The sequence below is a fragment of the Pseudoalteromonas haloplanktis ATCC 14393 genome (assembly GCF_000238355.1).
Classification (GTDB): domain Bacteria; phylum Pseudomonadota; class Gammaproteobacteria; order Enterobacterales; family Alteromonadaceae; genus Pseudoalteromonas; species Pseudoalteromonas haloplanktis.
Genome location: NZ_AHCA01000026.1, coordinates 1 through 23,055, shown reverse-complemented (window position 1 = coordinate 23,055; position 23,055 = coordinate 1). Strand labels below are relative to the sequence as shown.

Genomic DNA, 23,055 nt, shown 5'->3' with positions numbered 1-23,055 from the left:
TTTAAGCCGAATTGTCGAATGATATTTGGTGATGCAAAAGAAACATTGAATAGTCTTGTGCGTCAATTTGCTGATTAATTTTAGTGAAGTTTGTGTATTAAAACTAAAGGTGCCTCTGTGAATGAGGCGCCTTTTGTGTATAAAAAGTCAGAATATTTTCTTTTTTGTCTAAGTAACCATCTAAAGCTCTTTTTCATTATGATTGAGATGTTTATCACATTTCTCCAATCAACTTTACGTATTTATGAAAATGAAGTGAGCTTAGTCTTAAAATAAGGCTAGAGTTTCCATGTGCGCGACTGCCAGATTTGATTTAGTTTTGATAATCAAGCCTGACAGTTTAGCTATAAGCTATTTAAGTGTAGTAGTTTCGATGTATAAGTTGGACTTCACCGGACAGGCGATTTTAAACTCTCAAGAGATGGTCGCTACCATTTACAACGATTTGAACATTTTTACAAAGCGGACGTTTAAATAACTCAATCCTGCCCAAAAGGATTATTTTGATTTATACATCTTCACTTTATAAATCAAAACTCACCTCCATGTGATTCATAAAATATATCTTTTTAAATCATAATTTGATATAAATTGATTTATAGCAAACGAAGGTTTAAATCACATGTATCAGTGGCAACAAAAAAATTGGCCTCAATTTGAATATGATGTGACACGCTTTGAGACAAGTGTTAGCGAGTATTCGAAAAAAGCCTACAGCATTGAAGGAGCATTATCGCAAATACCGTTAAATGACCATAACGATGCATTTGTCCACTTACTAGTGGAAGAAGCATTAAGCACCAGTGCCATTGAAGGTGAGAAACTTAACCGTGAAGAGGTGCGCTCATCGGTTGCTCGTTTCCTAGGATTAAAAGAGCCAGAGCGTGGTGGTTATTTCCCTAAAGAAAAAGGCATTGCGGCGATGCTTGTTGATGTGCGCAAAAGCATTAAAAGCGCTATGTCTAAAACCTTACTTTGTCATTGGCACACGCAGCTATTACACGGTAGTGAAGATTATTATGTAAACCCTATTACTAAAGGCGATTATAGAGATTCGCCTATTGATGTAATAAGAGAAGACTTATACGGTGACAGTGAAATAACCTACAAAGCTCCCGGTAATAATCGCACTGAGGTTGAACATGAAATGGATACTTTTATACAGTGGTATAACAGCGCCAATTGTTCAGGCCCTATAAAAGCAGCAGTTGCTCATTTATGGTTTGTCGCTATTCATCCGTTTCAAGATGGTAATGGCCGTGTTGGTAGGGCCATAGCCGAGCATGCATTATTTCAAGACTTTTCGAGACCTCCGCTTTTTAGTATGTCGAGCATGATTAATACTAATAGAATTGAATATTATCAACAGCTTAGAAATACTAATACTGGCTTACAAATTAATGAGTGGATAGCGTGGTTTATTGAGTTGGTTAGAACTTCGCAAGATAAATCGCTTGAATCCGTTGAATTTGTATTGCAAAAATCAAAATTTTGGGCTGAATATGGAGAAGTCAAACTCAACCAACGGCAAGAAAAGGTGATGAAAAAAATCTTCACTGTAGGCGCTGACGGCTTTGTGCGTGATGGTTTAACTAATGAAAAATATCGAGCAATTACCGGGGCGCCACCAGCAACCGCAACGAGGGATTTAAAATCATTAGTTGATAATGGCTTGCTTTACCCGTCAGGTGAAGGTAAGCGTGGTTTACGTTACTTTGTGAACTTCCCGCAAGAGAAAAACCTATTTGCTGACAAAGAAGATGTTTCACTAGTTAATGATGTTAGCCTAATTAAGATCTTGAAGAAAATAGAGCGTAATATTGAATATTTTCGTGGTGAAAAAAATTCAGGCTTAACAAAGCTTATTGATGAATATAAGGCTCTATCATTAGATGATAAAGTAGCGGGGCAAAAGTTAGAAAAGCTTTTAGGTCGAAACAAGTAAATATAGTTTTAAATCGGCTATTCATTGCCAGATTTGATTCAATTTTAGAAATCAAATCTGGTAGTTCAGTTAAAATTTATTCAATTTAAGTTAGCATGTTATTGTTCATTACCATTGAATACTGTAATTAACTTATCGAGTATTTTAGGGTCAACCTTTGACTCATTAATGGTGATACTTAAACCTGATTTAGTGGTTTTGATTTTGATCCCTGCAAGCTCTTGGTTAGCAAATTCTTTTAATTTTCCGTTATAGCTAACTGGTGCAGACGCTTTATCAGCACGAATTTTTGCTAAGAGGTCTACTTGTAGTTTCTTAGACGATTTTTGAAGGCCTTCTTCAATATCATTAATTTCTTCAGCTGTTTCATTTCCAGTCAAAGTAATTGGTTTTATTGCAGAAAATTGTTGAGCCAACGATTCTAAATAGCCATCTTTATTGTGTTTTACTAATTCACGTAATAGGGGAGTCGCAATATATTTCAATGCAGGGAATAAGCCAATCAGTTCTGCCGGGAGGTTTGCGTAGCTTAATGCGTAGTAAACATTACTTTTTTTCATCCCTAGAATGTCGCTTAACTCTAGACCTGTTATTTCTTTGTCACTGCTTGAATCTAACTTTGCTTTGAGTGTTTTTATTGATTTAGCCTTATCCATAAAGCTAGGTTCAGCGTACTCATCCATTACACGAGCAAAGTGAGCTCGTTCTTTTTCAGTTAGATCCTTAGCTACAATTAGGTTTAGCTTAGTATTTGGGAGTATCGAGACTGTATATGCTCGTCTTAAACCGCCTAGAATTTCGTATTTACCATTGACTAATTCGGCTCTTACAGGCTCTGTATTACCGTTTGAAGACTTAATTGAATGATAAATATCTAAAACTGATGCAAGTGATAAATCGTCGAATGAACGTTTATTATAAATAGATTTAATACATTTATTAAATACATCGTGGCTTTGTATTGTTACTCTTTCCCACTTAATATCTCGTCCATCAATAGGAGACTGTTCAGTTAAACCATCGCTAGCACTTTGTGTGATCAGAGCGTCTAGATTCGTATTTGAAATTTTACGACCTATGACGTTTCTTTTTTTATTGTTCATGGCGAATTAACCTTCGTTCTTTCTATTAAATGTAATTGTATCGAATACTGAGCGAGTAAACTCTTCGGCTTTAATACGTGCTTTTTTGAGTGCGTCTCTATCACCTGGATAAAACTTAGGATTTGTTGAAAATACCGTACCAAAACTTTCACCACAACGCTCAAAAGCTGTCGACAGTGGCAGTGAGGTATCTAACATATCAGCGCCACACACTTCTCTTAATAAGCTTTGAGCATCAGCATGGTCGGATTTACGAGCTATTTTAGCCATATAGCCAAAAATAGAATTGAGCTTTATTTCACTGCCAGCGCTTTCAGCCATATCAAATAACTCAGGCAATCTCTGCATGAATTTTAACGTTGAGTGAAAATCAACTTGTGCAGGTGGTACAGGTATCAAGAAAGTATCAGCTGCGACAAAAGAATTAAGTAGAAAAGCGTCTAGGTGTGGGCCGCTATCGATAAAAATAAAATCATAGTCATTTTTTAATTTATCAATGATGTTATTTTTTAACACATCATAAATGTTTTGATTTGGTAAATGTTCATTAGCCAGTTTTTCAAATTGTGATGCAATGAATGCATCTTCAATAGATGCCGGAATTATGTCTACACCATTAACGCTAGAGGGTTTTATAAAGTCGTTAATTAGCTCTTCGCGGCTTACATTTTGTAGCATTGCTTGTGCGACAGTTTCATCTACAATTCCAATCGACAAGTCATGTTTCATGAACATTGTTGCACTAGCTTGTGGGTCTAAATCTAAAACGAGTATTCTTAAATCATGTTTTATTAATGCTGGAGTACATCTTAATCCATGAGCAAGTGTTACAGAGCTTACCGTTTTAGCTACACCACCTTTTAAATTTGTAAGAAATACGGTGTGAGCTTCTTTGAATTGGTCTCGATATTTTGGCACACCACGATGTTCATAAATAGCAGTGACATCCTTTTGACCCATGCTGTATACATTATTGAGTCCAGCCTGCTTCTTTTGAAATTGATAGCCTTGCAGCTCCATTTCAGCAACGGCTTTATCGACTTTCGCTTTTGCAAGATCTGGCAAACTGGCAACTGCGGACTTTGAAAAAGTTTGTTCATAGTTTTCTGCGTCAAATTCAATTTTTGAACTGGTGATCTTTTCAGAAAGAGCTTCTAAAGTAAGCTTGGCTCTTGTAGCTATTTTTAAAATCCTATCATCCATCTTGATACCTTGTTGTGTGCAGCTTTTCTTGTATTAGCCTTATAATGCTGCATATTTATGGTAATGTAAATGACAATCTAAAAAAATAGTTGGTTTAGCATAGATTACAGCTGCGAATTTTTATATTAGGTATTCCACAATGTGGAATCTAAATGACGGTAGTTTAAGTAAGTGGTTAAGCTATAAATTTATTTTGCGGCAGGGAGCGTAAACGGGCAATTTAGATACTTTTATTTTTGGTAAGTGACAATAGGTTTGCTATGTCTAATAATTGAGGTGGTGTTTTACATTTTTAAATTATTAGTAATAACTTAAAAATGTAAAACGTATAAATGTTAGTGGTAACTCTAATCGTCTAAAGAATCAACGATGATGACTTCAATATCTTGATCTTTAAAGTAATCAATTAGCTCTTTATCTGCTTTTGAATCAGTGATTAATACATCTACTTCTTCTAGTGGACAGAAAACAAAGTTACTACGCTTTCCTAACTTTGTGCTATCAGCAAGAACAATTAACTTATCCGTTTGTTTTTTTAGTTTCTGTTCTGAAAGTATCAATAATGGATCTGATTCCATAACGCCAAATTTACCGATACCCGGTGTGCCCATAAACATCATTGAGCTTCGATAATGCTCAGTATTATCTTTCTCGTAAGAGCTTAATATGATCCCTTGTTCGCGATATATTTCGCCACCAGGCAGTGAAACTAAATTATTGCTATTTTCAGATAAATAATTCGCTAGAACAAATGAATTTGTTAAGATGTTTAAGTTCTTATCAGTTAAATATTCGCCCATCATGTAGGTTGAACTACCACCATTAATGATGATTGAATCATTCTCAGCGCATAATTCAACAGCTCTTTTGGCTATTAATTTCTTTGTATCTGTTCTTTTAGTTTTATCAACATTAAATGCGGAGCTTTGAATATTTTTTCTTTTGTTGGAGTTTGATTGTGCTCCACCTCTAATTTTAACTATTTCACCGCGTTTAGCCATTTTAGTTAAATCTCGGCGAATCGTGGCTTCAGATGAAGATAATTTATCAGTTAAAACTTTTACACTAGCAAAACTTTGTTGATCTACGATTTCTTTAATTAGTTGCTGTCTATGTTTTTCTAACATTTATAACTATTCCATTTAGTTTGAAAGCCTCGAAAAGGCTTATTTACCAACTTATGAGCGTATCTATTAGTAAAAGTTTATCATTATATAACTGAAAAAGGAAAAAATAGATTTTATAAATAATTGATTAAAAACAATGGTTTGTGAATGCATTGTGGTGTTCATGAAAATTGTTATAAATAAAAATCATTCAGTACTTTGCGGAAAGATTAATCTCCAAGCCATTGAATCGCTCATATTCAAGCTATATAAATCATTTGCAATCACCTCTGTTATGTGTAAACTTACTAATACCATCATATAGCTTAACCAAGTAACCATTATTAATCACTAAAATCAATAGTTTAGTTATTAGTTACAACAAGCTATACCCTTAATTATATGAATAATAAGTAATAAAAAATGACTGCTCAAATAACATCTGGCTCTTTAGTGATTGATATAGGTAAAACACATGTAAAATTGCATGTACTAAATAGTGTTTTTGATTCTGTATTTTCAAAACAAATGAAAAACATTGTTGACAATAATGGTCCTTTTCCGAGTATAGATATAGATACCATTTGGAATTGGCTTATTGCAGGTATTAAAGACGTTACACAAAAGTACCGAATTAAAGCTATAAATATTACTACACATGGTGCGACTGCGGCATTGATTGATAGGAATACAACATCTAAAGATGGTCTCGTTCTTCCTATTCTTGATTATGAATATACAGGTACTTTTGAAGAAACCCCTGAATACGATAATATTCGACCATTATTTAGCGATACTTATTCCCCATCTCTACCTGCCGGTTTAAATTTAGGTCGTCAACTTTATTGGTTAAAAACTAAATTCGCTAATGATTTTGCGAAAGCTACTGATATTTTAATGTACCCACAGTATTGGGCGTGGCGCTTTACAGGTCAAAGAGTTAGTGAAATTACGTCATTAGGTTGCCATACAGATTTGTGGTCAATAAAAAATAATAAGTACTCTTCTTTGGTTGATTATTTAGAGTGTGAGGAATTGTTACCACCAGTGGAGCCTGCATGGTTCGATTGTGGATTAGTAAAGGTTGAACTGATTGAGGAGCTTGGTTTAGATCCTCAATGTCACTTTTTTAATGGCATTCACGATAGCAATGCGAGCTTCTTACGCTATAAACTAACACAGAAAGATGCACCATTTACTGTAGTATCTACAGGAACGTGGACTATTTTAATGGCTTCACAAGTACCACTAAATAACTTGGACGCCAAAAAAGATATGTTAGCAAATATCGATGCTATGAGAGAGCCTATAGCATGTGCCCGATTTATGGGGGGCAGAGAGTTTGAAGCAATTTGCGACAAGGCTGGTTCTTGGCTAGGTGAGCAGTTTAATGTCGACGATATTCAGAATATTATTGATCAGCAAGTTTTCGCTTTACCTGATTTTAGTGATGGGAGTGGTCCATTTGGTGGATCAGAAAGTGGATTTAGTGAGAATGTTGATAAAGTTAGTGGAATTGCACTAGCAACTATTTATTGCGCTTTAATGATTGATTACCAACTTGATATGCTTGGAGCAAAAGGTGATATTTTCATCGAAGGTGCATTTTTGAAAAACCCTTTACTATGTGCGGTACTTAACCAGTTAAGAGAAGATAATAAGGTTATGTTATCAATGGATTCAACTGGCACTGTTCAAGGTGCTGGGTATTTATCTGATTGGGGTCATGTAAAATGCAATCTTGAATGCTCACCATCAGCCAGTACTGAATTAACAGGTCTCAAGGAATACCAAAAACAATGGCGTTTATGTGCAGAGGCTAAACTCAACAATATTTAATAAGACTTCCAACCAAAGAAATCCCGCTGGCTAAGCGCAATCGCGTCAGTGGGAACTTTTACGTATGTTTTTGCATTAAGGATCTGCTACTAGAGTTGATTGTAATTAGAGGATATATTTTATTTTTAAGTAGAGAACATGAGCTAGCTGCATTATATTAATGTGTTATAAACCTTTAATGATAGGTCAATTTTGTTAAAAAATTACTCTGATCAAGATGAAAGGAAGCTGGTCATCAAGTATTTTGCATGCATAGGCTTTTCTGCAACGGCTTTAATGGGATCATTAGCAATATTTAACCAGCAATATATATTGTTTTTTTCTCTTTTTACTTGCTCAAGCCTTTTTTTGTATTCGTGGTTTATACATAAAAAAGAGAAAGTCGCAGCTTCAATAATTTCATACACACTCTATACATTGATGTTATATCTTGTTTTAACAGGCGGGGCAAAAGGGACTGGCCCAATATGGATTTTTATTGTACCTCCAGTGACTTTTTTTATAAGGGGGCTAAAACTCGGTGCTATCGATAGCTCCGTATTCATACTGTGTATTATTGCTGCTTTTATTTCGGCTGATTATTTTGAGATATATGAATATAACAGTCCTGAATTGGTGTTCAGAATTATTTTATGTTTTTTTATTGTGGTATTACTGAGTGGTTTTTATGAATTTTTTAGGGAAAGCCACAGTAAAAAAATCATTGCTTTAGCAAAAGAAAACGAAACTCTAGCCACAAAAGATCCCTTAACCGGGCTGCCAAATCGCCGTTACACAATAGATTATATAAATGAGTTAAACAAACCTAAGCATGCTCCTCTTTCAATCGTTTTATTTGATATAGATGACTTTAAAAAGATCAATGACACTTACGGGCATAGTGTTGGAGATCAAGCTCTTGTGCATTTAGCTTCTATTTTTACTGATATTTGCTGCAGTAAGGATATTATTGCACGTTGGGGAGGTGAAGAGTTCTTATTAGTGTTAGAAAATACGACCGAAAATGCCGCTATAAAAATTGCAGATACTCTTCGCTTAAAGATCCAAAATACAGCTATGAATATCGAAAACCAATCAGTTCATTTTACAATTAGTGGTGGTGTTAAAGAAATCTCACCTGCAGATTCGATAGACTCTGCGATTAACTCCGCAGACAACAATTTATATCGCGCAAAAAACAACGGTAAGAATCAAATTTGTTGTTAATAAAGACAAGCCGGTGTTTAAGATAGCATACAAGGGGAATCAACAATGGATCAGTATTTAACTTACTACTGTTACTTTTGGTTCTATATTAGAAACGAAACTGGATTTAATGCTTAGCTAGACGTGAAATATGCCAATTTCTTAGTGGATTATTGTGAGCAATGATGTGAGTTCGTAAAATATTGCTCTCAATATAAAGTCCGATACTAACCAGTATCGGACCATTTATTGTTAAACTGTTGATTTTTTAGCTAAATTATATTAGCTCTAACTTGTCACCATACACGGATTTAAGCCTGTGTTCTGGATCATGGATTTGAATCGATGTATTTGACCATTCTATGAACACCATATTTACTCCGCCTTCATTGGCATAACTGGGTACTAATAGTGCTTCAACAGATAATTGTCTCGCTTTCAAATATAGCTCCCATGTGATTGGAATATCCCCTTTTCCGGCAATATAACGATCACCTAGTAGCTCCCATGGAACGTCAAATAATTCCTTATAATGCACTAAATTCAATGCCTTATTAATCCTCACTTTATAGCTGACAAGTAGCATAGGCGATACTAAACCAGGTGTAGCTGCACAATCACTAGCCTCAATAAAAGCTGTTTTATGATCCGTTGCTGTATAGAGTGCCGATTCACCTTCAATATTAAACCGGCCACCAAACAACCTTGCACCTTCTCCTGATAATGGCGCAAAAGCCCATTCAGGATTGTGCATCCGGTAAACAACACCTTCAAATGGCTCGACAACAAAATCTATCTCGTCGAGTAAACTCACGCAAAACCACCAAATTTTTTGCGACGTATGTGTTTTTGGATCAAGGCCACACCTTCATCACCATAAATAGAAAGTACTTCTGACGGAGACATATTGTTAAAGCCAGGCAGCGGTGCACTTCTGAACCAAAGCCATGCGGCATCCATGCTTTGAAACCATGGTGATACACTGATCAAGATGGCATGCACATCACGTAACCGGTTCTGCACTTTTGGCGAGCGAATACGATCCTTTCGGCTTAAGCTGGAAATAGGTAAGCTTGTTGCATTAGCAAGTGTTTCTATATTCGTGTGAAAAAAATTCAGCCAAAACTTAGGCTCTTCATATTGCCTGTTATTTTCTACAGGACTTAATAGCATATCCATAAAACGTCACCAATATCGACCTATATAATGACACATTATATGACATCAAAGTGTTTATAGCAAAATCATAGCTTAATTGGTACATTGTATCGCCCTGCCACCAAAATTTAAAATTCTAAGACAAAGTTCCCTGATAATTAATTCATTACGCCATTTAACATAATATTTACTACCATAAATAACAGTTTACGGTAGTAATATATAGCATTTTAAATTACACTAGAAATTCTCCTTAAGCCGATTGATAAAATCTGGTTGAAATACGAATGACACTGATGAGCATATTGCTAGTGATAATTAATTTTCGGGATGGTGTTGGAATAGCAATATGAATACACGACTGAAACACATTACAAATGGTAGCAAGGCCCTCGCTCTTAGTATACGGGCGGAAAAGACTGCGCCAGTTGTGCGTGATGATAACTGCCCTATTTATGCTTATTTAATGTCACTTAAATCAGCTAATTCACAACAGACTGTCATACGAGTATTACAATCAATAGCGAAACACTTGGGTCAACCCGGTTATTACAGCATCATTTGGCAAAACTTTGATAGAAATACATTAAACCAATTAGTTAAGATATTAATTGATAAAGATAAAGCCCCCGACACAATTAGTTTATATATTTCAGTGGTCAAACGTGTGCTTTTTGAAGCATACCTATTAGACCTTATTGATACTAAACATTGGGAGCGCATTAAATCAGTTCAAAAGCCGCAGGCCGGAAGACAGAAAATACACAATGTGTTAAATGAATTTGAATTCAAAGAGTTGCTTCATACTATTGATATTACAAGTAGCAACTCGGTAATGGCCGTGCGCGATAAAGCTATTTTTCACTTATTTATTGGCTGTGGCTTAAGGCGGTTTGAACTTGTAAACCTAAAGCTCGAAAATATCAATCTTCAATCTCACACGATTATTTTTGACGGCAAAGGACGTAAACAGCGTGAGGTAAAATTACATAATGTCACTTTCGCAGCTTTACAAGAATGGCTCGCTGTACGGGGAACTACACCAGGTCCGTTGTTCGTTCGGATTTACAAATCAGGCTCTCTGCCTGCGTGGTTAGTAAGCAACGAAAGCCGGATAAGTGGTTTGTCTACTGAAGCTATGTATATGTTGTGTAGAAAATATGGCTTGATCGACAAGGATATAGCGCCACATAGTTTGCGGCGTTCATATGCGACTTTATTAGATAGCAACGGTGCTGATATAAAGCATATAGCCAAGCTCATGGGGCATTCGAGTATCAAAACGACTGAGCGATATATTCAAGTAGATCACCAAGATGTAATGGACACCGTAGATGATAAGTTGTTTAAAACTATACCTTAATACAATGATTTATGAATGTAATCGTTAGCCAGAATATGGCTTATATACTGTAATTAAAAATACTGTAATAATAAATACAGTAGTGTATAGTGTAATTCATCAGTAATCAGTGTTAGGTAAATGAGATGCAAAAGTTTTATAACCGCGAGTTACAGCTAAAGGAGCTGAGAAATATCTCTGATAATACAGAGAAAACGAAAGGACGATTAAGTGTTGTCGTTGGTCGCCGTCGTGTAGGTAAAACTCGTTTGCTCAACGAAGTATTTAAAGAAGTAACTAATCAACATATCTATCTATTTATCAGTCGTAAATCAGAAAGTGCGTTAGTAGCTGAGTTTAGCGCAATTATACAAAGCACATTCAATACAAAGTTTTTTCACCCAGAATCTTTAAAAGACGTTTTTGAATTTTTATTAGACTATTCAACAAAGACGCCTATTACTCTAGTTATAGATGAATTTCAGGATATTGAAAGAGTTAATAATAGCCTCTTTTCCGACTTACAAAACTTATGGGATAACTATAAAAATAAATCCATGATGCACTTAGTCTGCTGCGGCTCTTTATATAACCTTATGACTAAGCTCTTTAAAGATGAAAAGCAGCCATTGCTCAACCGTGACGATCACTTTTTCAAAATTAATCCGCTAACACCTAGTTATATTAAAGAAATAATGGAAGATAATGGTAAGTATAACCCTAATGACTTCCTTGTTTGGTGGTGTTTATCAGGCGGCATTCCTAAATATTTAGAATGGTTGAATAACTCAGGCTCCGCCCCTTTAGAGAAGCTGATTTCTAATGGCTCTCCATTAATCAAAGAAGGTATGCACCGACTTGTAGAAGACTTTGGATCAGAGCACAGAGCCTATTTTGATGTTTTAGGTGCTATAGCCAATGGATATAATAGTCGTCCTAGAATAGAAAGCTACCTCAATACAGGTGTTGGCGTAAATCTTGAAAAGCTTGAAAAAGATTTTGATATTATTAATAAGCTTAGGCCTATCACTGCAAAAGATAATTCTAGAGATATTCGCTATGAAATAGCTGATGAATTTTTAAGTTTTTGGTTTAGGTTTATCTACAGTAATAGAAGTGCAGTAGAAATAGAAAACTACGATTTTATAAAACGCATTATTGATCGTGACTTTGATACCTATTCAGGATCACAACTGGAAGAACTATTTAAAGCAATTCTTGCAGAGTCTAAGCTGTTTAATAATATCGGTAGTTACTGGGATAGCAAAGGTGAAGATGAAATCGATATTGTTGCAATAGATGACTTTAATAAAAAAATACTAATTGCTGAAGTTAAGCGCCGTTATAAACGTTACAGCGAAGCCAAGCTAATAATGAAATCCAAAAGTTTACTACAGAGCTTAAATAAGAAAGGCTATGAAGTTTCCTTTAGAGGTTTTGCTTTAGATAACTTAGATGAAATATTGCTAGAATTTTCATACACAAAAGAAAGACAGTAATGTTTTTCTTTTGTGTAAAACTATACCATCATACTAGAAATTAATATTATACGAAACACTCCTACATCTGTTTTGAACATTTTAAATTCAAGATCAACAGTTAGACGATAACCGGATCAAAATTAAAATATACAAGTCGTTTAGGGTGTGCCATAGTTACTTCTATTGGTATGATGGTATAGTTTTTATGACTTTATATAGTGAAATTGAATTTGAATATCGTTTACTAGTGGATGCCGTTAATACACTAAACGACTACTTATTGGATGCGACAGTAATTCATGCTGAATGCTATAAATTACCACCTTCCTCAGGTGATATAGCAAACAATACGAGTGGCTGGGAGTTTCTCACGCCGCAAACTTATACAGGGTTTACTGCTTTAAGTATGTCAGTTGGTGCATTCTCAAGATTTACGCCTGATTACGAACACTCAGCGAAATATCCATTTCGTTTACCTGGTTTTATTCAATTAGATCCTATACATAGAGAGCAAGTGACAGAGTTGGTTGCTCATTGTAACCAGCACAAGCAACGTATTAAAAGCCTACTTACTACATCAAAATTAAACCCTGGTCAAAAACGAGAACTCATTCAAAATATTTGCCCAAACGCAATTACATTACAAATTTACCGCCTGATAAAATCATCCTCAGCACCAGTGAAGCGCGTCGGTTTTACTTGGTGTAATAAAAATAGTATGCGAACTATAAAAAAAGAAGAGTTTTTAGCATACTTAAAAGGTAGTAGAGAAAATCCACCTACAGGTCAAACAAAAGCCGAATGGGCTCCCTGGGTCAATAAAGAAATTGATCTAATTAATGCTAAGGCAGGGGCTCTTATTAAAATTAAACGCCCTCTTCCCGTTGCTCCAAAATTAAATGTCTCTTTTATGGATGATACAGCCACTGTAATGTTTTATGGTCATATCCCCGTAATTATTTTTGGGGAAGAACCAGCTAAAATTACACCGCTGAAAAGTTACATTAGCCAAAAGAACAAAAAGCAACTTTATAACTATCTAATTCAACGTCTATACGTTGTCAGCGAACAATAAACTTCAGCTCAAGTTATGCCAGCATCATTACCAAATTTTTAATTGCTCTTTATTGAACTAGATTCTCTTTCTATCAGCTCAAAATCTAAAATATGTCGTAAGTCTAAGCTTTTAACATTACTTAAATCGCTATACTGCCCAGATGCCAGTAATGTAATAGACAGCTCAGCCATTTCGTTAATAGGTTGCCTTACTGTAGAAATATTTGGCCACACAACAGTTGCAAGTTGCGTATCATCAAAACCCACGACCGACAGTTCATTTGGAATATTAATACCTTGCTTTTGAGCAATTGAAATAACCGCGGCTGCCATATCATCGTTTGCTGCAAAAATTGCTGTCGGCTTATCATCGAGGGAAAGTAACTTCATCGCAGCTTCCATACCTGATTGATAGGTAAAACTGCCCTGCTCTATATACTCAGGTGGCGTCACTATTTGATTAGAGCGCAGCGCATCTAAATAACCTTGATAACGCATGCGACTAACACCTTGTTTAGTGTCGCCAATAATATGTGCAATTTTACTATGACCTTGATTTATTAAATGCTCTGTCACATCAAAGGCCGCTTGGTAATCGTCCATGCAAATATATGGTGAGCGATTTAATTTAGTATCTGGAGTTATTCGGACAAAAGGAACATCGGCTTTAGTTAGTACATCTAAAACAGCTTCGTTATCGCACATAGGTGGTAGTAAAATCATGCCATCAACTTGTGTTACATCAATAAGTTGCTTCACCGATTCAATCGTCTTATTTATATCAGCATGAGCTTCATCTACGATAAGGTGATAACCCAAAGTTCGGCATTTTTTTAATGCTGCTAACAGAAATTGGCTAATATATGTATCACTTGGGTTATCGTACAAAAGCCCTAAAAAGAACGATTTAGTACTTGCGAGGCGTCTTGCTGACACATTTGGCCGGTAATTTAATTGTTCAACAACCGCCATTACTTTTTCACGCGTTTTATCGCTTACTTTCTTGTCTTGATTGAGCACACGCGAAACTGTCATCATTGATACACCAGCCTGCTCGGCTACATCTTGTATTCTTGCTCTTTTATGATCGGCCATGTTTAATATTACCTACTAACAATCATTCGATTGTTATAATTAACCTCTTAATTTCACATTATACATAATTACAAAGCTTGATATTGCCTGCAGTGTTTAAATCATTCTATTTTAGATAAAAATCAGCACCAACAAATGTTATCGCTAACTTTCACTGGTGTAATAGATATAACAACAGATAAATTTACCCATACATTTCTATCACACACCAACTTACACATGAGTAAATAATTTTTCACCAGCTTTTTTGCAACCTCAATTACAACGCAATGTGACATTTATCCTACATAGCTTAAAACTAACTTGACTTCATAATACCAAACCAATAATGTTAGCGCTAACACTAAACAACATTCGAGTATAACAATTTATGTTCCTTGGTATCGATTTAGGCACTTCAGGTGTAAAAGTAATTATTTTAGACGAGCAAGATTGTTTACTTGCTCAAGCAAGCAGCCCGTTAAACGTGTCTCGTCCTGCTCCACTTTACTCTGAGCAAAACCCTGCAGATTGGTGGCTTGCCACCTGCACCGCAATTGATGAACTTAAAAATACTCACCCTGCATTACTACAATCGGTCAAAGCGGTTGGGCTTTCTGGTCAAATGCATGGCGCTACATTACTTGATAAAGACAATAATATTATCCGACCTGCCATTTTATGGAACGACGGACGTAGCGCAGCACAGTGCGTAGAACTTGAAAAACGAGAGCCGGACTCTCGTAACATTACCGGCAATATTGCAATGCCCGGTTTTACAGCGCCTAAGTTGGTATGGTTAAAAGAGCATGAGCCAGAAAACTTTGCAAAAGTCGCTAAAGTATTACTACCAAAAGACTACTTACGCTTTTTAATGACCGGCGATTTTGCTTCAGATATGTCGGACTCTGCAGGCACATTGTGGCTTGATGTAGAAAAAAGAGCTTGGTCAGAAAAAATGCTTGCAGCAACTGGATTAACTGAACAACACATGCCAACGCTGTTTGAAGGAACAGAGATCACTGGCACGTTAACCGCTGAGGTTGCGACAAAATGGGGCATGGAACAAGTTCCTGTAATTGCCGGTGGTGGCGATAATGCGGCAGGCGCGGCTGGTGTCGGCGTTATAACACCAAATCAAGCATTTCTATCATTAGGTACGTCAGGCGTTTACTTTGTTGCCAACGAAAAATACTTACCTAACCCAGCAGGTGCCGTACATACGTTTTGTCATTGTATTGCAAATACTTGGCATCAAATGTCAGTGGTGTTAAGCGCAGCAAGCTGTTTAAGCTGGGTCACTAAATTAACCGGCTTTGAAAATGAAGGTGCATTGCTTGAACAAGTTAGTAAATGCGACTTTAGCAAGCAGAGTTCAGTGATATTTTTACCTTATTTAACCGGCGAACGTACTCCGCATAATAACCCTGATGCCAAAGGTGTGTTTTTTGGGTTAGACAGTGATACCGATGCAGCAACCCTTGGCCGCGCAGTTTTAGAAGGCGTCGCTTTTGCTTTTGCCGACGGACAGCAAGTACTGCTTGATGCAGGTGCACAAATTGACGATGTAACTGTTATAGGTGGCGGCGCAAAAAGCCCACTATGGGGAAAAATCATCGCAAGCGTACTTAATCGCCCACTAATTTACCGAGAAGGTTCAGAAGTTGGCCCTGCATTTGGCGCTGCAAGACTTGCCCGAATAGGAGTAGAGCAACTCCCTGCACAACAAGTGTGTGTTAATGGCAAAGTAACGCAAACAATTGAGCCAGACCCTGTTATGCAAGACTTTTACGCACAGCAATACACAACATACAAAGCACTTTATCAAAGTGTAAAAACATACTTTTAATAGAATAATTTTAAATTAATGGAGCACATTATGAGCGAGCAATTCTTTTCTAACGTTGAAAAAATTAAATTTGAGGGTGAAAACTCTAAAAACCCATTTGCATTTCGTTACTACGACGAAAACAAGGTTGTTCTTGGCAAAACAATGAAAGAACATTTACGTTTTGCTGCCTGCTACTGGCATAACTTTTGTTCTACAGGTTTTGATATTTTTGGTGAAGGTACGTTCGACCGCCCTTGGATCCAACCTGTCGGCAACCAACTTGAACTTGCAGAACAAAAAGTAAAAGTTGCGTTTGAATTTTTCGAAAAACTAGGCGTGCCTTACTTTTGTTTTCATGATGTTGATATTGCACCAGAAGGCGAAACACTACAGGAAAGCCACGATAACGTAACGCACATTGCAAACATTATCGAAAAAGAAATGCAGCGCACTGGTGTAAAATTACTTTGGGGTACAGCTAACTTATTCTCGAACAAACGTTTTTGTGCTGGCGGTGCTACAAATCCAAACCCAAATACATATGCATACGCAGCAGCACAAGTTAAACACGCAATGGAAATTACCCATCGTTTAGGCGGTGAAAACTACGTACTTTGGGGTGGCCGTGAAGGTTACGATACGCTACTAAATACAGATCTTGCGCAAGAAAGCGAGCAGTACGCGCGCTTCTTAAAAATGGTAGTTGAGCATAAGAAAAAAATTGGTTTCAAAGGCACATTATTAATTGAACCAAAACCACAAGAGCCTACAAAACACCAATACGATTACGATACAGCAACGGTTGCAGGTTTCTTACACAAACACGGTTTACAAGACGAAATTAAAGTAAACATTGAGGCAAACCACGCAACACTTGCGGGTCATAGCTTCCACCACGAAATTGCCGTTGCCTGTGCTGAAGGCATTATGGGTAGTATTGATGCTAACCGTGGTGACATGCAAAATGGTTGGGATACAGATCAATTCCCTAACGATGTAGCTGAATGTACGCTCGTTATGTACGAGATTTTAAAATCAGGCGGTTTAACGACTGGTGGCTTTAACTTTGATACTAAACTGCGTCGTCAATCATGTGAACGCGATGATCTATTTATTGGCCATATTGGCGGAATGGATACGATGGCAAAAGCATTACTTAATGCAGCAGCCATGATTGAAGGCGGTGAGCTTGCTGATTTTGTTGAAAAACGCTACGCAGGTTGGAAAGAAGACTTGGGTCAGAGCATTCTGAAAGGCGAACAGTCATTAGAAAGCCTTGCTGCGCTAGTACACGAGAACAACATCGATCCTAAGCAAGTTTCTGGTCGTCAGGAACTGCTTGAAAATATTGTAAACCGCTACGTATAAGGACATCGCCTCGGCTTAAAAACCGGGGCGTACATCATTATGAACTTGTTAGAACAACTCAAAAAAGTAACCACAGTCGTTGCCGACAGTGGTGATGTGGAATCAATCAAAGCCCTGCAACCAGTTGATGCCACAACGAACCCATCATTAATACTACAAGCAGCAAAATTACCTCAGTATAAACATTTAATAGATGATGCAATAGATAAAGCTGGCAATGATGTTGATGCAATTTGCGATCAACTTATTGTTAATTTTGGCTGCGAAATATTAAAGGTGATCCCTGGTCGTATATCAAGTGAAGTAGATGCACGTTTATCATTTGATACACAAGCGAGTATTGCAAAAGGTCGTAAACTGATTTCGCTTTACGAGCAAGCTGGTATTTCAAAAGACCGTGTACTTATTAAACTTGCTTCAACATGGGAAGGTATTAAAGCCGCCGAGCAATTAGAAAAAGAAGGTATTAAGTGTAACTTAACACTGCTTTTTTCGATGGCTCAAGCAATCGCTTGTGCACAAGCTAATGTTACCCTCATTTCCCCGTTTGTTGGTCGTATTCTTGATTGGTACAAAGCACGAGAGAACAAAGATTACGCCCCGAGCGAAGACCCAGGTGTGCAATCAGTCACAGGAATTTATCAGTACTACAAAAAGTACGACTATAAAACCGTAGTGATGGGTGCAAGCTTTAGAAACATCGAAGAAATTATTGAACTTGCTGGCTGTGATTTACTGACAATCTCGCCTGCATTGCTTAATAGCTTGCAAAATGAAGAAGGTACGCTTGAAACTAAGCTCGACAGTGCAAAGATTTCCAAAGCGTCACAAAGCGAAATAACTCCGCTGACTCACGAGCAATTTTTATGGCAGCACAATGAAGATGCCATGGCCTGTGAAAAACTCGGTGAGGGTATTCGCAACTTTGCTAAAGATCAGCGTATTTTAGCAAAATTAGTTGAAGACTTACTAGACTAGTTCCCCTCAAGCCTGCTCTGCCACTTTACATGCAGGCTTTTTTAATGACATTTGAGGTAATATATGACCCAGCTTTCTTCTCGTGCCCCCTTTGCAAATGCCATACGCGCACTGAGCATGGATGCAGTACAGCAAGCCAACTCTGGTCACCCGGGTGCTCCTATGGGTATGGCCGATATCGCCGAAGTACTATGGAACGACTTTTTAAATCACAATCCAAACGATCCAAATTGGCCAAACAGAGACCGCTTTGTACTCAGCAACGGTCACGGTTCAATGCTCATTTATTCTTTATTGCATTTAAGCGGGTACGAGTTACCACTTGATGAACTAAAGCAATTTAGACAAATGCATTCAAAAACCCCTGGGCACCCAGAGTACGGTTATACACCAGGCGTTGAAACAACCACTGGCCCGCTTGGCGCAGGTATATCAAATGCTGTAGGCATGGCGATTGCTGAGAAAACCCTCGCCGCCCAATTTAATCAAGATGGTTTTGATCTGGTTGATCATTACACTTACTGCTTTATGGGTGATGGCTGTTTAATGGAAGGCATTTCTCACGAAGCCTGCTCGCTTGCTGGCACATTAGGGCTTGATAAACTGATTGCCTTTTGGGATGACAATGGCATATCTATTGATGGTCATGTTGAGGGTTGGTTTAGTGACGACACCGCTAAGCGCTTTGACGCTTACGGCTGGCATGTCATTAAAGACATAGACGGACACGACCCTGAGCAAATTGCCAACGCAATTGCACAGGCAAAAAGTGTCACCGACAAACCCACCCTACTTTGTTGTAAAACCGTGATAGGCTTTGGTTCACCCAATAAGTCTGGCTCACATAATTGCCACGGCTCACCACTGGGTAATGATGAAATAGCTGCAGCACGTAAATTTTTAAATCTACCGAGTGAGGCATTTAGTATCAGCAATGATATATACGCCCATTGGGATGCGAAAAAAAGCGGTGATGAAAAACAACAACAATGGCAACAATTGTTTGACGAATACGCTAGCCATTATCCTGAACTTGCCAAAGAGTTCGATCGTCGCGTTATTAAACGTGCCCTGCCTGACAACTTTGAAGACATCGCAAATAACTATATTGCACAATGTGATAAAGACGCAGCAAACATTGCCAGCCGAAAAGCCTCGCAAAACACTATTGAAGCGTTTGCTCCACATTTACCTGAGTTACTTGGTGGCTCGGCCGACTTAGCTGGTTCTAACTTAACGCTTTGGTCAGGCTCAAAAGGAATAAGCGCAGAGGATGCCGGCGGTAATTACCTGTTTTATGGTGTGCGTGAGTTTGGTATGAGCGGTATTATGAATGGTATATCACTGCACAGTGGTTTTATTAATTACGGTGCAACATTTTTAATGTTTATGGAATATGCCCGTAACGCTGTAAGAATGTCGGCACTGATGGGGATCCAAAATATATTTGTATATACCCACGACTCTATAGGCCAAGGTGAAGACGGCCCAACTCATCAACCTATTGAGCAACTTGCTAACCTACGTATGACGCCAAACTTAGTAACATGGCGCCCATGTGATGCGGTAGAAACCGCTGTGTCGTGGAAAAATGCCATACAAAATCAGCAGCAACCTACAGCGCTTATTTTTAGTCGCCAAGGGCTAAACCACCAGCAACGTAACGCTCAGCAAATAAGTGACATAGAAAAAGGCGGTTATATTCTAGCTGATTGTTCTGCAACACCAGAGTTAATTTTAATAGCTACCGGCTCTGAGGTAGATTTAGCAATGCAAGCGTCAAAAGAGCTTGCAGCACAGGGTGTAGCCGTGCGTGTGGTATCGATGCCAAGCACCACAATTTTTGATCAGCAATCGAGTGATTACCAACAAGCTATACTTCCTACCTCAGTGGTAAACCGTATCGCAATTGAAACATCACACCAAGATTACTGGCTAAAATATGTTGGCTTACAAGGCAAAGTGATTGGTATGAGCACCTTCGGTGAGTCAGCCCCTGGTAATGTATTACTAGAGCACTTTGGCTTTACCGCCGACAATGTAGTAAATACAGCGTTGGCATTAATAAACGCCAACGCATAATCGACCCAGCTTTATCCAATTAATGCGCTAAGCTTCCCAAAGCTCGGCGCATTTTTAATTACCTACTTCTGACTTCAAGCGTTTAACTGGTCCATTATCACCAATTAAATAGACTCTTCGATTAGCTTCTCCCTTCTGCTTTTCAGCAACAATCATTCTTGCATCAGGGTGTCCATCTTGGATTATTGACGTTAATGCCCAGTTTGCTCCTTTACGGCGAATTAGTTCATTACCTTTATCGAAGGTTTTACCTGCATCATTGCTGTTCCAGTATGAAATAACGCCATCATCTCCATCTTTAAATTCAAGAATAAAGCTAACTTCATCAGGTGATTTAACCATGAAATCACCGCGTGTATCTTGATTACTCGCAACCGCTGCTACATTTACGGCATCGTTCACAATCCAATTAGATCCATCCCAGCGAATATGCGTCGTTTGCTTCGGACCACCTGTTTTATAACCTAAATCTTTTCCGACATTAGTAGCTAAATGAGGATGGCCTTTGGCGTCTAAATGTACAGAGCCATTAAACGTCCATTTTTCCCCGGTGTTGAAGGCCAAAGTCTTCTGATCGGCCACCTCACGTGTAATAGGGAGATTTAATTGTTCATCTTGAACATTACGCCATGTGCCATCTTTAGTATTAAACGTCATATAATAAGCATTATGCCGCTCTGTAGTGTGACCTCGGCCGTTAATACCGGCTTTACCATCCCAACAAATATGATAATCATAGCCAACAATGATTTCGTCATTTTCACCTTTTTCAACCCAAGCATACCAGCTATCTACTGCATCAAGGTCATCGCGTCGTTTGTGCTTTAAGAATGAAACAGGTTTTTCAAATGTACGTCCGTGATCTGTTGATTTTTGATAAACCCAATCGCTTCGGTGTGCTCCATGTCTATAAAATAAATAAATATCGCCATTATCCATTTTGACCGCTTGGTTATACGTGCCAAATACAGGTATTGTGTCTAGCTCTTCCCAACTACTAATGTCATACGGATTTTTTGAAACGACATGTATATTTCGCCCATAATGTATATTACCCAAGGGGTTTTTCCCATGGTGCGGCATACCACCGTGACCACCGAAGAAAACATGAATGTAACCTAGGTCGTCCATTAACATTGTTGGTTTACCGTGGTTATCTATCTTTCTCGATGGGTCTTTACCCATGTCGCTTATCCCTGCTTTATAAGGGCCTTTCCACTCTTGTGTTTTATGGTTGTAAGAAGCAACATATGGATCTTCTAATGGTCCTTGATAAGAAACATAGGTGATACCATCTCGATAAATCCCAGCTGGGTGTTGAACGATCGCTAAAGGATTTCCAATCGCATCATCAGCAAAGTGATCGCTTTGCTCTACTTTTTTTAAGTTATTATTACTACACCCAGATAGGAATAGAGTCACAGCTGCTGCTAACACACTTACTTTTTTCATTCGATCACCAATAACCTGTTGATTATAAAGTTTTAGTTATATTAAGGTGCATTTTAATGCCCGTTCACATGAGTAATATTGATTGAATTTGACAGTTAATGCAACTTAATAAGTCGGAAATACTACAATCTACTATTTGTGATATATCAGAAAGAAACCCTAAAAATATATTTTTATTAAAAACATGTAGAAACAAATAGTACGAATACTTTTTGTGTACTATATTAATTTCAGCGCTGCGTATATTGCGCTACCTGAAATAATCAGATTTCCTCTTGTTGGTCACTTTCTTTGTCTTTAGGCGTTTTTAGCACAGGCTCCAATGCAGCATGTTGTTAATCCAAGTGCTAAGAGAGGTATAAAATAGCTACTTTCCTTAGTTATTTTGATATTTATAAGGAATGTAGCGGTATATTCGCTCAAGTCATTAATGTTAAGGTGCACCACTTATTTCACCTCAATGATATAACTGCCGGCATCGACAGTAATGGTTTTGCTTTTTTTATCTTGCCCAACCAAATCTTCGTCATTCAATATTTCACCATTCACTAGAACCTTCTGGCCAAAAAGTGCAGCTGTGTTTTCTTTTTGGTTTAAGAGCGACTTTTTAGCGAGACTTGTGTGTTCTATTAATGGGATCTGAATACGAGCTGTCGTATTGGCAGGAATGATTACTTCTAGGATTAACCCCGAATCTGTTTTTTGCCATTTCGACTTTATCTCACCATAAGGTGATTTATATTCGCCTTCAGCAGAGGTTAAATGTGTTGAAATAAGGGGGGTGCGTATTCTCATGACTTTGATCACCGATTCTCATCAGCTTTGATCACCTGATTTATCATTTTGTAGAGC

General features: G+C 37.6%; 18 protein-coding genes. 10 read left to right on the top strand and 8 right to left on the bottom strand.

Annotated elements, in window-relative coordinates:
- Positions 1–622 precede the first annotated feature (622 nt).
- Positions 623–1,945 (top strand): Fic family protein, encoded by a 1,323-nt coding sequence (locus PHAL_RS0122120; RefSeq protein WP_016710618.1) that lies wholly within the window; start codon positions 623–625, stop codon positions 1,943–1,945.
- Positions 1,946–2,043: 98 nt separating this feature from the next.
- On the opposite strand, the gene PHAL_RS0122115 is transcribed toward PHAL_RS0122120, so the two are convergent.
- The 3 genes from PHAL_RS0122115 to PHAL_RS0122105 form a co-directional block, all read right to left on the bottom strand.
- Positions 2,044–3,048, bottom strand: a complete 1,005-nt coding sequence (locus PHAL_RS0122115) for a hypothetical protein (protein ID WP_016710617.1) — start codon at positions 3,046–3,048, stop codon at positions 2,044–2,046.
- Positions 3,049–3,054: 6 nt separating this feature from the next.
- Complete coding sequence (locus PHAL_RS0122110; protein WP_016710616.1) at positions 3,055–4,251, bottom strand: AAA family ATPase; 1,197 nt, start codon at positions 4,249–4,251, stop codon at positions 3,055–3,057.
- Positions 4,252–4,598: 347 nt separating this feature from the next.
- Positions 4,599–5,378 (bottom strand): DeoR/GlpR family DNA-binding transcription regulator, encoded by a 780-nt coding sequence (locus PHAL_RS0122105; RefSeq protein WP_016710615.1) that lies wholly within the window; start codon positions 5,376–5,378, stop codon positions 4,599–4,601.
- A gap of 402 nt (positions 5,379–5,780) precedes the next feature.
- On the opposite strand from PHAL_RS0122105, the gene PHAL_RS0122095 reads away from it, so the two are divergent.
- Positions 5,781–7,196: an FGGY-family carbohydrate kinase gene (locus tag PHAL_RS0122095; protein WP_016710614.1), complete on the top strand. Its 1,416-nt coding sequence runs from the start codon at positions 5,781–5,783 to the stop codon at positions 7,194–7,196.
- A 192-nt stretch (positions 7,197–7,388) separates the two neighbouring features.
- Positions 7,389–8,402, top strand: a complete 1,014-nt coding sequence (locus PHAL_RS0122090) for a GGDEF domain-containing protein (protein ID WP_080571562.1) — start codon at positions 7,389–7,391, stop codon at positions 8,400–8,402.
- 256 nt (positions 8,403–8,658) lie between these two features.
- Here the strand turns inward: PHAL_RS0122090 and PHAL_RS23685 are convergent, their stop codons facing one another.
- Both PHAL_RS23685 and PHAL_RS23375 read right to left on the bottom strand, forming a co-directional pair.
- A complete protein-coding gene (locus PHAL_RS23685; protein ID WP_016710612.1) occupies positions 8,659–9,195 on the bottom strand; it encodes an RES family NAD+ phosphorylase in 537 nt (178 codons plus the stop codon).
- On the bottom strand, positions 9,192–9,560 hold the full coding sequence (locus PHAL_RS23375; RefSeq protein ID WP_016710611.1) for a hypothetical protein: 369 nt from the start codon (positions 9,558–9,560) through the stop codon (positions 9,192–9,194). The genes PHAL_RS23685 and PHAL_RS23375 overlap by 4 nt, the downstream gene beginning before the upstream one ends.
- 328 nt (positions 9,561–9,888) lie before the next feature.
- Here PHAL_RS23375 and PHAL_RS0122075 point away from each other — a divergent pair, with 328 nt between their 5' ends.
- The 3 genes from PHAL_RS0122075 to PHAL_RS0122065 all read left to right on the top strand — a co-directional run bounded on the left by PHAL_RS0122075 (position 9,889) and on the right by PHAL_RS0122065 (position 13,437).
- Positions 9,889–10,902: a tyrosine-type recombinase/integrase gene (locus PHAL_RS0122075; RefSeq protein WP_016710610.1), complete on the top strand. Its 1,014-nt coding sequence runs from the start codon at positions 9,889–9,891 to the stop codon at positions 10,900–10,902.
- 125 nt (positions 10,903–11,027) lie between these two features.
- Complete coding sequence (locus tag PHAL_RS0122070) at positions 11,028–12,380, top strand: ATP-binding protein (RefSeq protein WP_016710609.1); 1,353 nt, start codon at positions 11,028–11,030, stop codon at positions 12,378–12,380.
- 187 nt (positions 12,381–12,567) lie between these two features.
- Entirely contained in the window at positions 12,568–13,437 is an 870-nt protein-coding gene (locus tag PHAL_RS0122065) for a DNA replication terminus site-binding protein (protein ID WP_016710608.1), read from the top strand.
- 38 nt (positions 13,438–13,475) lie between these two features.
- Here the strand turns inward: PHAL_RS0122065 and PHAL_RS0122060 are convergent, their stop codons facing one another.
- Positions 13,476–14,513: a LacI family DNA-binding transcriptional regulator gene (locus PHAL_RS0122060; protein WP_016710607.1), complete on the bottom strand. Its 1,038-nt coding sequence runs from the start codon at positions 14,511–14,513 to the stop codon at positions 13,476–13,478.
- Between the two features lie 370 nt (positions 14,514–14,883).
- Here PHAL_RS0122060 and xylB point away from each other — a divergent pair, with 370 nt between their 5' ends.
- The 4 genes from xylB (at position 14,884) to tkt (ending at position 20,751) form a co-directional block, all read left to right on the top strand.
- Positions 14,884–16,341 (top strand): xylulokinase, encoded by a 1,458-nt coding sequence (gene xylB, locus PHAL_RS0122055; RefSeq protein WP_016710606.1) that lies wholly within the window; start codon positions 14,884–14,886, stop codon positions 16,339–16,341.
- Between the two features lie 30 nt (positions 16,342–16,371).
- A complete protein-coding gene (xylA, locus tag PHAL_RS0122050) occupies positions 16,372–17,691 on the top strand; it encodes a xylose isomerase (protein WP_016710605.1) in 1,320 nt (439 codons plus the stop codon).
- A 36-nt stretch (positions 17,692–17,727) separates the two neighbouring features.
- A complete protein-coding gene (tal, locus tag PHAL_RS0122045; RefSeq protein ID WP_036981656.1) occupies positions 17,728–18,669 on the top strand; it encodes a transaldolase in 942 nt (313 codons plus the stop codon).
- A gap of 63 nt (positions 18,670–18,732) precedes the next feature.
- Positions 18,733–20,751: a transketolase gene (gene tkt, locus PHAL_RS0122040; protein WP_016710603.1), complete on the top strand. Its 2,019-nt coding sequence runs from the start codon at positions 18,733–18,735 to the stop codon at positions 20,749–20,751.
- Positions 20,752–20,805: 54 nt separating this feature from the next.
- Here tkt and PHAL_RS0122035 read toward each other — a convergent pair whose 3' ends face one another.
- Together PHAL_RS0122035 and PHAL_RS0122030 are read right to left on the bottom strand one after the other, a co-directional pair.
- A complete protein-coding gene (locus PHAL_RS0122035) occupies positions 20,806–22,203 on the bottom strand; it encodes a BNR-4 repeat-containing protein (protein ID WP_016710602.1) in 1,398 nt (465 codons plus the stop codon).
- 447 nt (positions 22,204–22,650) lie between these two features.
- On the bottom strand, positions 22,651–23,010 hold the full coding sequence (locus PHAL_RS0122030) for an alpha-L-rhamnosidase C-terminal domain-containing protein (RefSeq protein WP_138973988.1): 360 nt from the start codon (positions 23,008–23,010) through the stop codon (positions 22,651–22,653).
- Positions 23,011–23,055 lie beyond the last annotated feature (45 nt).

Excerpts from the sequence above, each read along its gene's own strand:
- PHAL_RS0122075 (WP_016710610.1), top strand. The coding sequence starts at position 9,889 with ATGAATACACGACTGAAACACATTACAAATGGTAGCAAGGCCCTCGCT.
- PHAL_RS0122105 (WP_016710615.1), bottom strand. The coding sequence starts at position 5,378 with ATGTTAGAAAAACATAGACAGCAACTAATTAAAGAAATCGTAGATCAA.
- PHAL_RS0122035 (WP_016710602.1), bottom strand. The coding sequence starts at position 22,203 with ATGAAAAAAGTAAGTGTGTTAGCAGCAGCTGTGACTCTATTCCTATCT.
- tkt (WP_016710603.1), top strand. The coding sequence starts at position 18,733 with ATGACCCAGCTTTCTTCTCGTGCCCCCTTTGCAAATGCCATACGCGCA.
- xylA (WP_016710605.1), top strand. The coding sequence starts at position 16,372 with ATGAGCGAGCAATTCTTTTCTAACGTTGAAAAAATTAAATTTGAGGGT.
- PHAL_RS0122060 (WP_016710607.1), bottom strand. The coding sequence starts at position 14,513 with ATGGCCGATCATAAAAGAGCAAGAATACAAGATGTAGCCGAGCAGGCT.
- PHAL_RS23375 (WP_016710611.1), bottom strand. The coding sequence starts at position 9,560 with ATGGATATGCTATTAAGTCCTGTAGAAAATAACAGGCAATATGAAGAG.
- PHAL_RS0122110 (WP_016710616.1), bottom strand. The coding sequence starts at position 4,251 with ATGGATGATAGGATTTTAAAAATAGCTACAAGAGCCAAGCTTACTTTA.
- PHAL_RS0122115 (WP_016710617.1), bottom strand. The coding sequence starts at position 3,048 with ATGAACAATAAAAAAAGAAACGTCATAGGTCGTAAAATTTCAAATACG.
- PHAL_RS0122070 (WP_016710609.1), top strand. The coding sequence starts at position 11,028 with ATGCAAAAGTTTTATAACCGCGAGTTACAGCTAAAGGAGCTGAGAAAT.
- PHAL_RS0122095 (WP_016710614.1), top strand. The coding sequence starts at position 5,781 with ATGACTGCTCAAATAACATCTGGCTCTTTAGTGATTGATATAGGTAAA.
- PHAL_RS0122120 (WP_016710618.1), top strand. The coding sequence starts at position 623 with ATGTATCAGTGGCAACAAAAAAATTGGCCTCAATTTGAATATGATGTG.
- xylB (WP_016710606.1), top strand. The coding sequence starts at position 14,884 with ATGTTCCTTGGTATCGATTTAGGCACTTCAGGTGTAAAAGTAATTATT.
- PHAL_RS0122065 (WP_016710608.1), top strand. The coding sequence starts at position 12,568 with ATGACTTTATATAGTGAAATTGAATTTGAATATCGTTTACTAGTGGAT.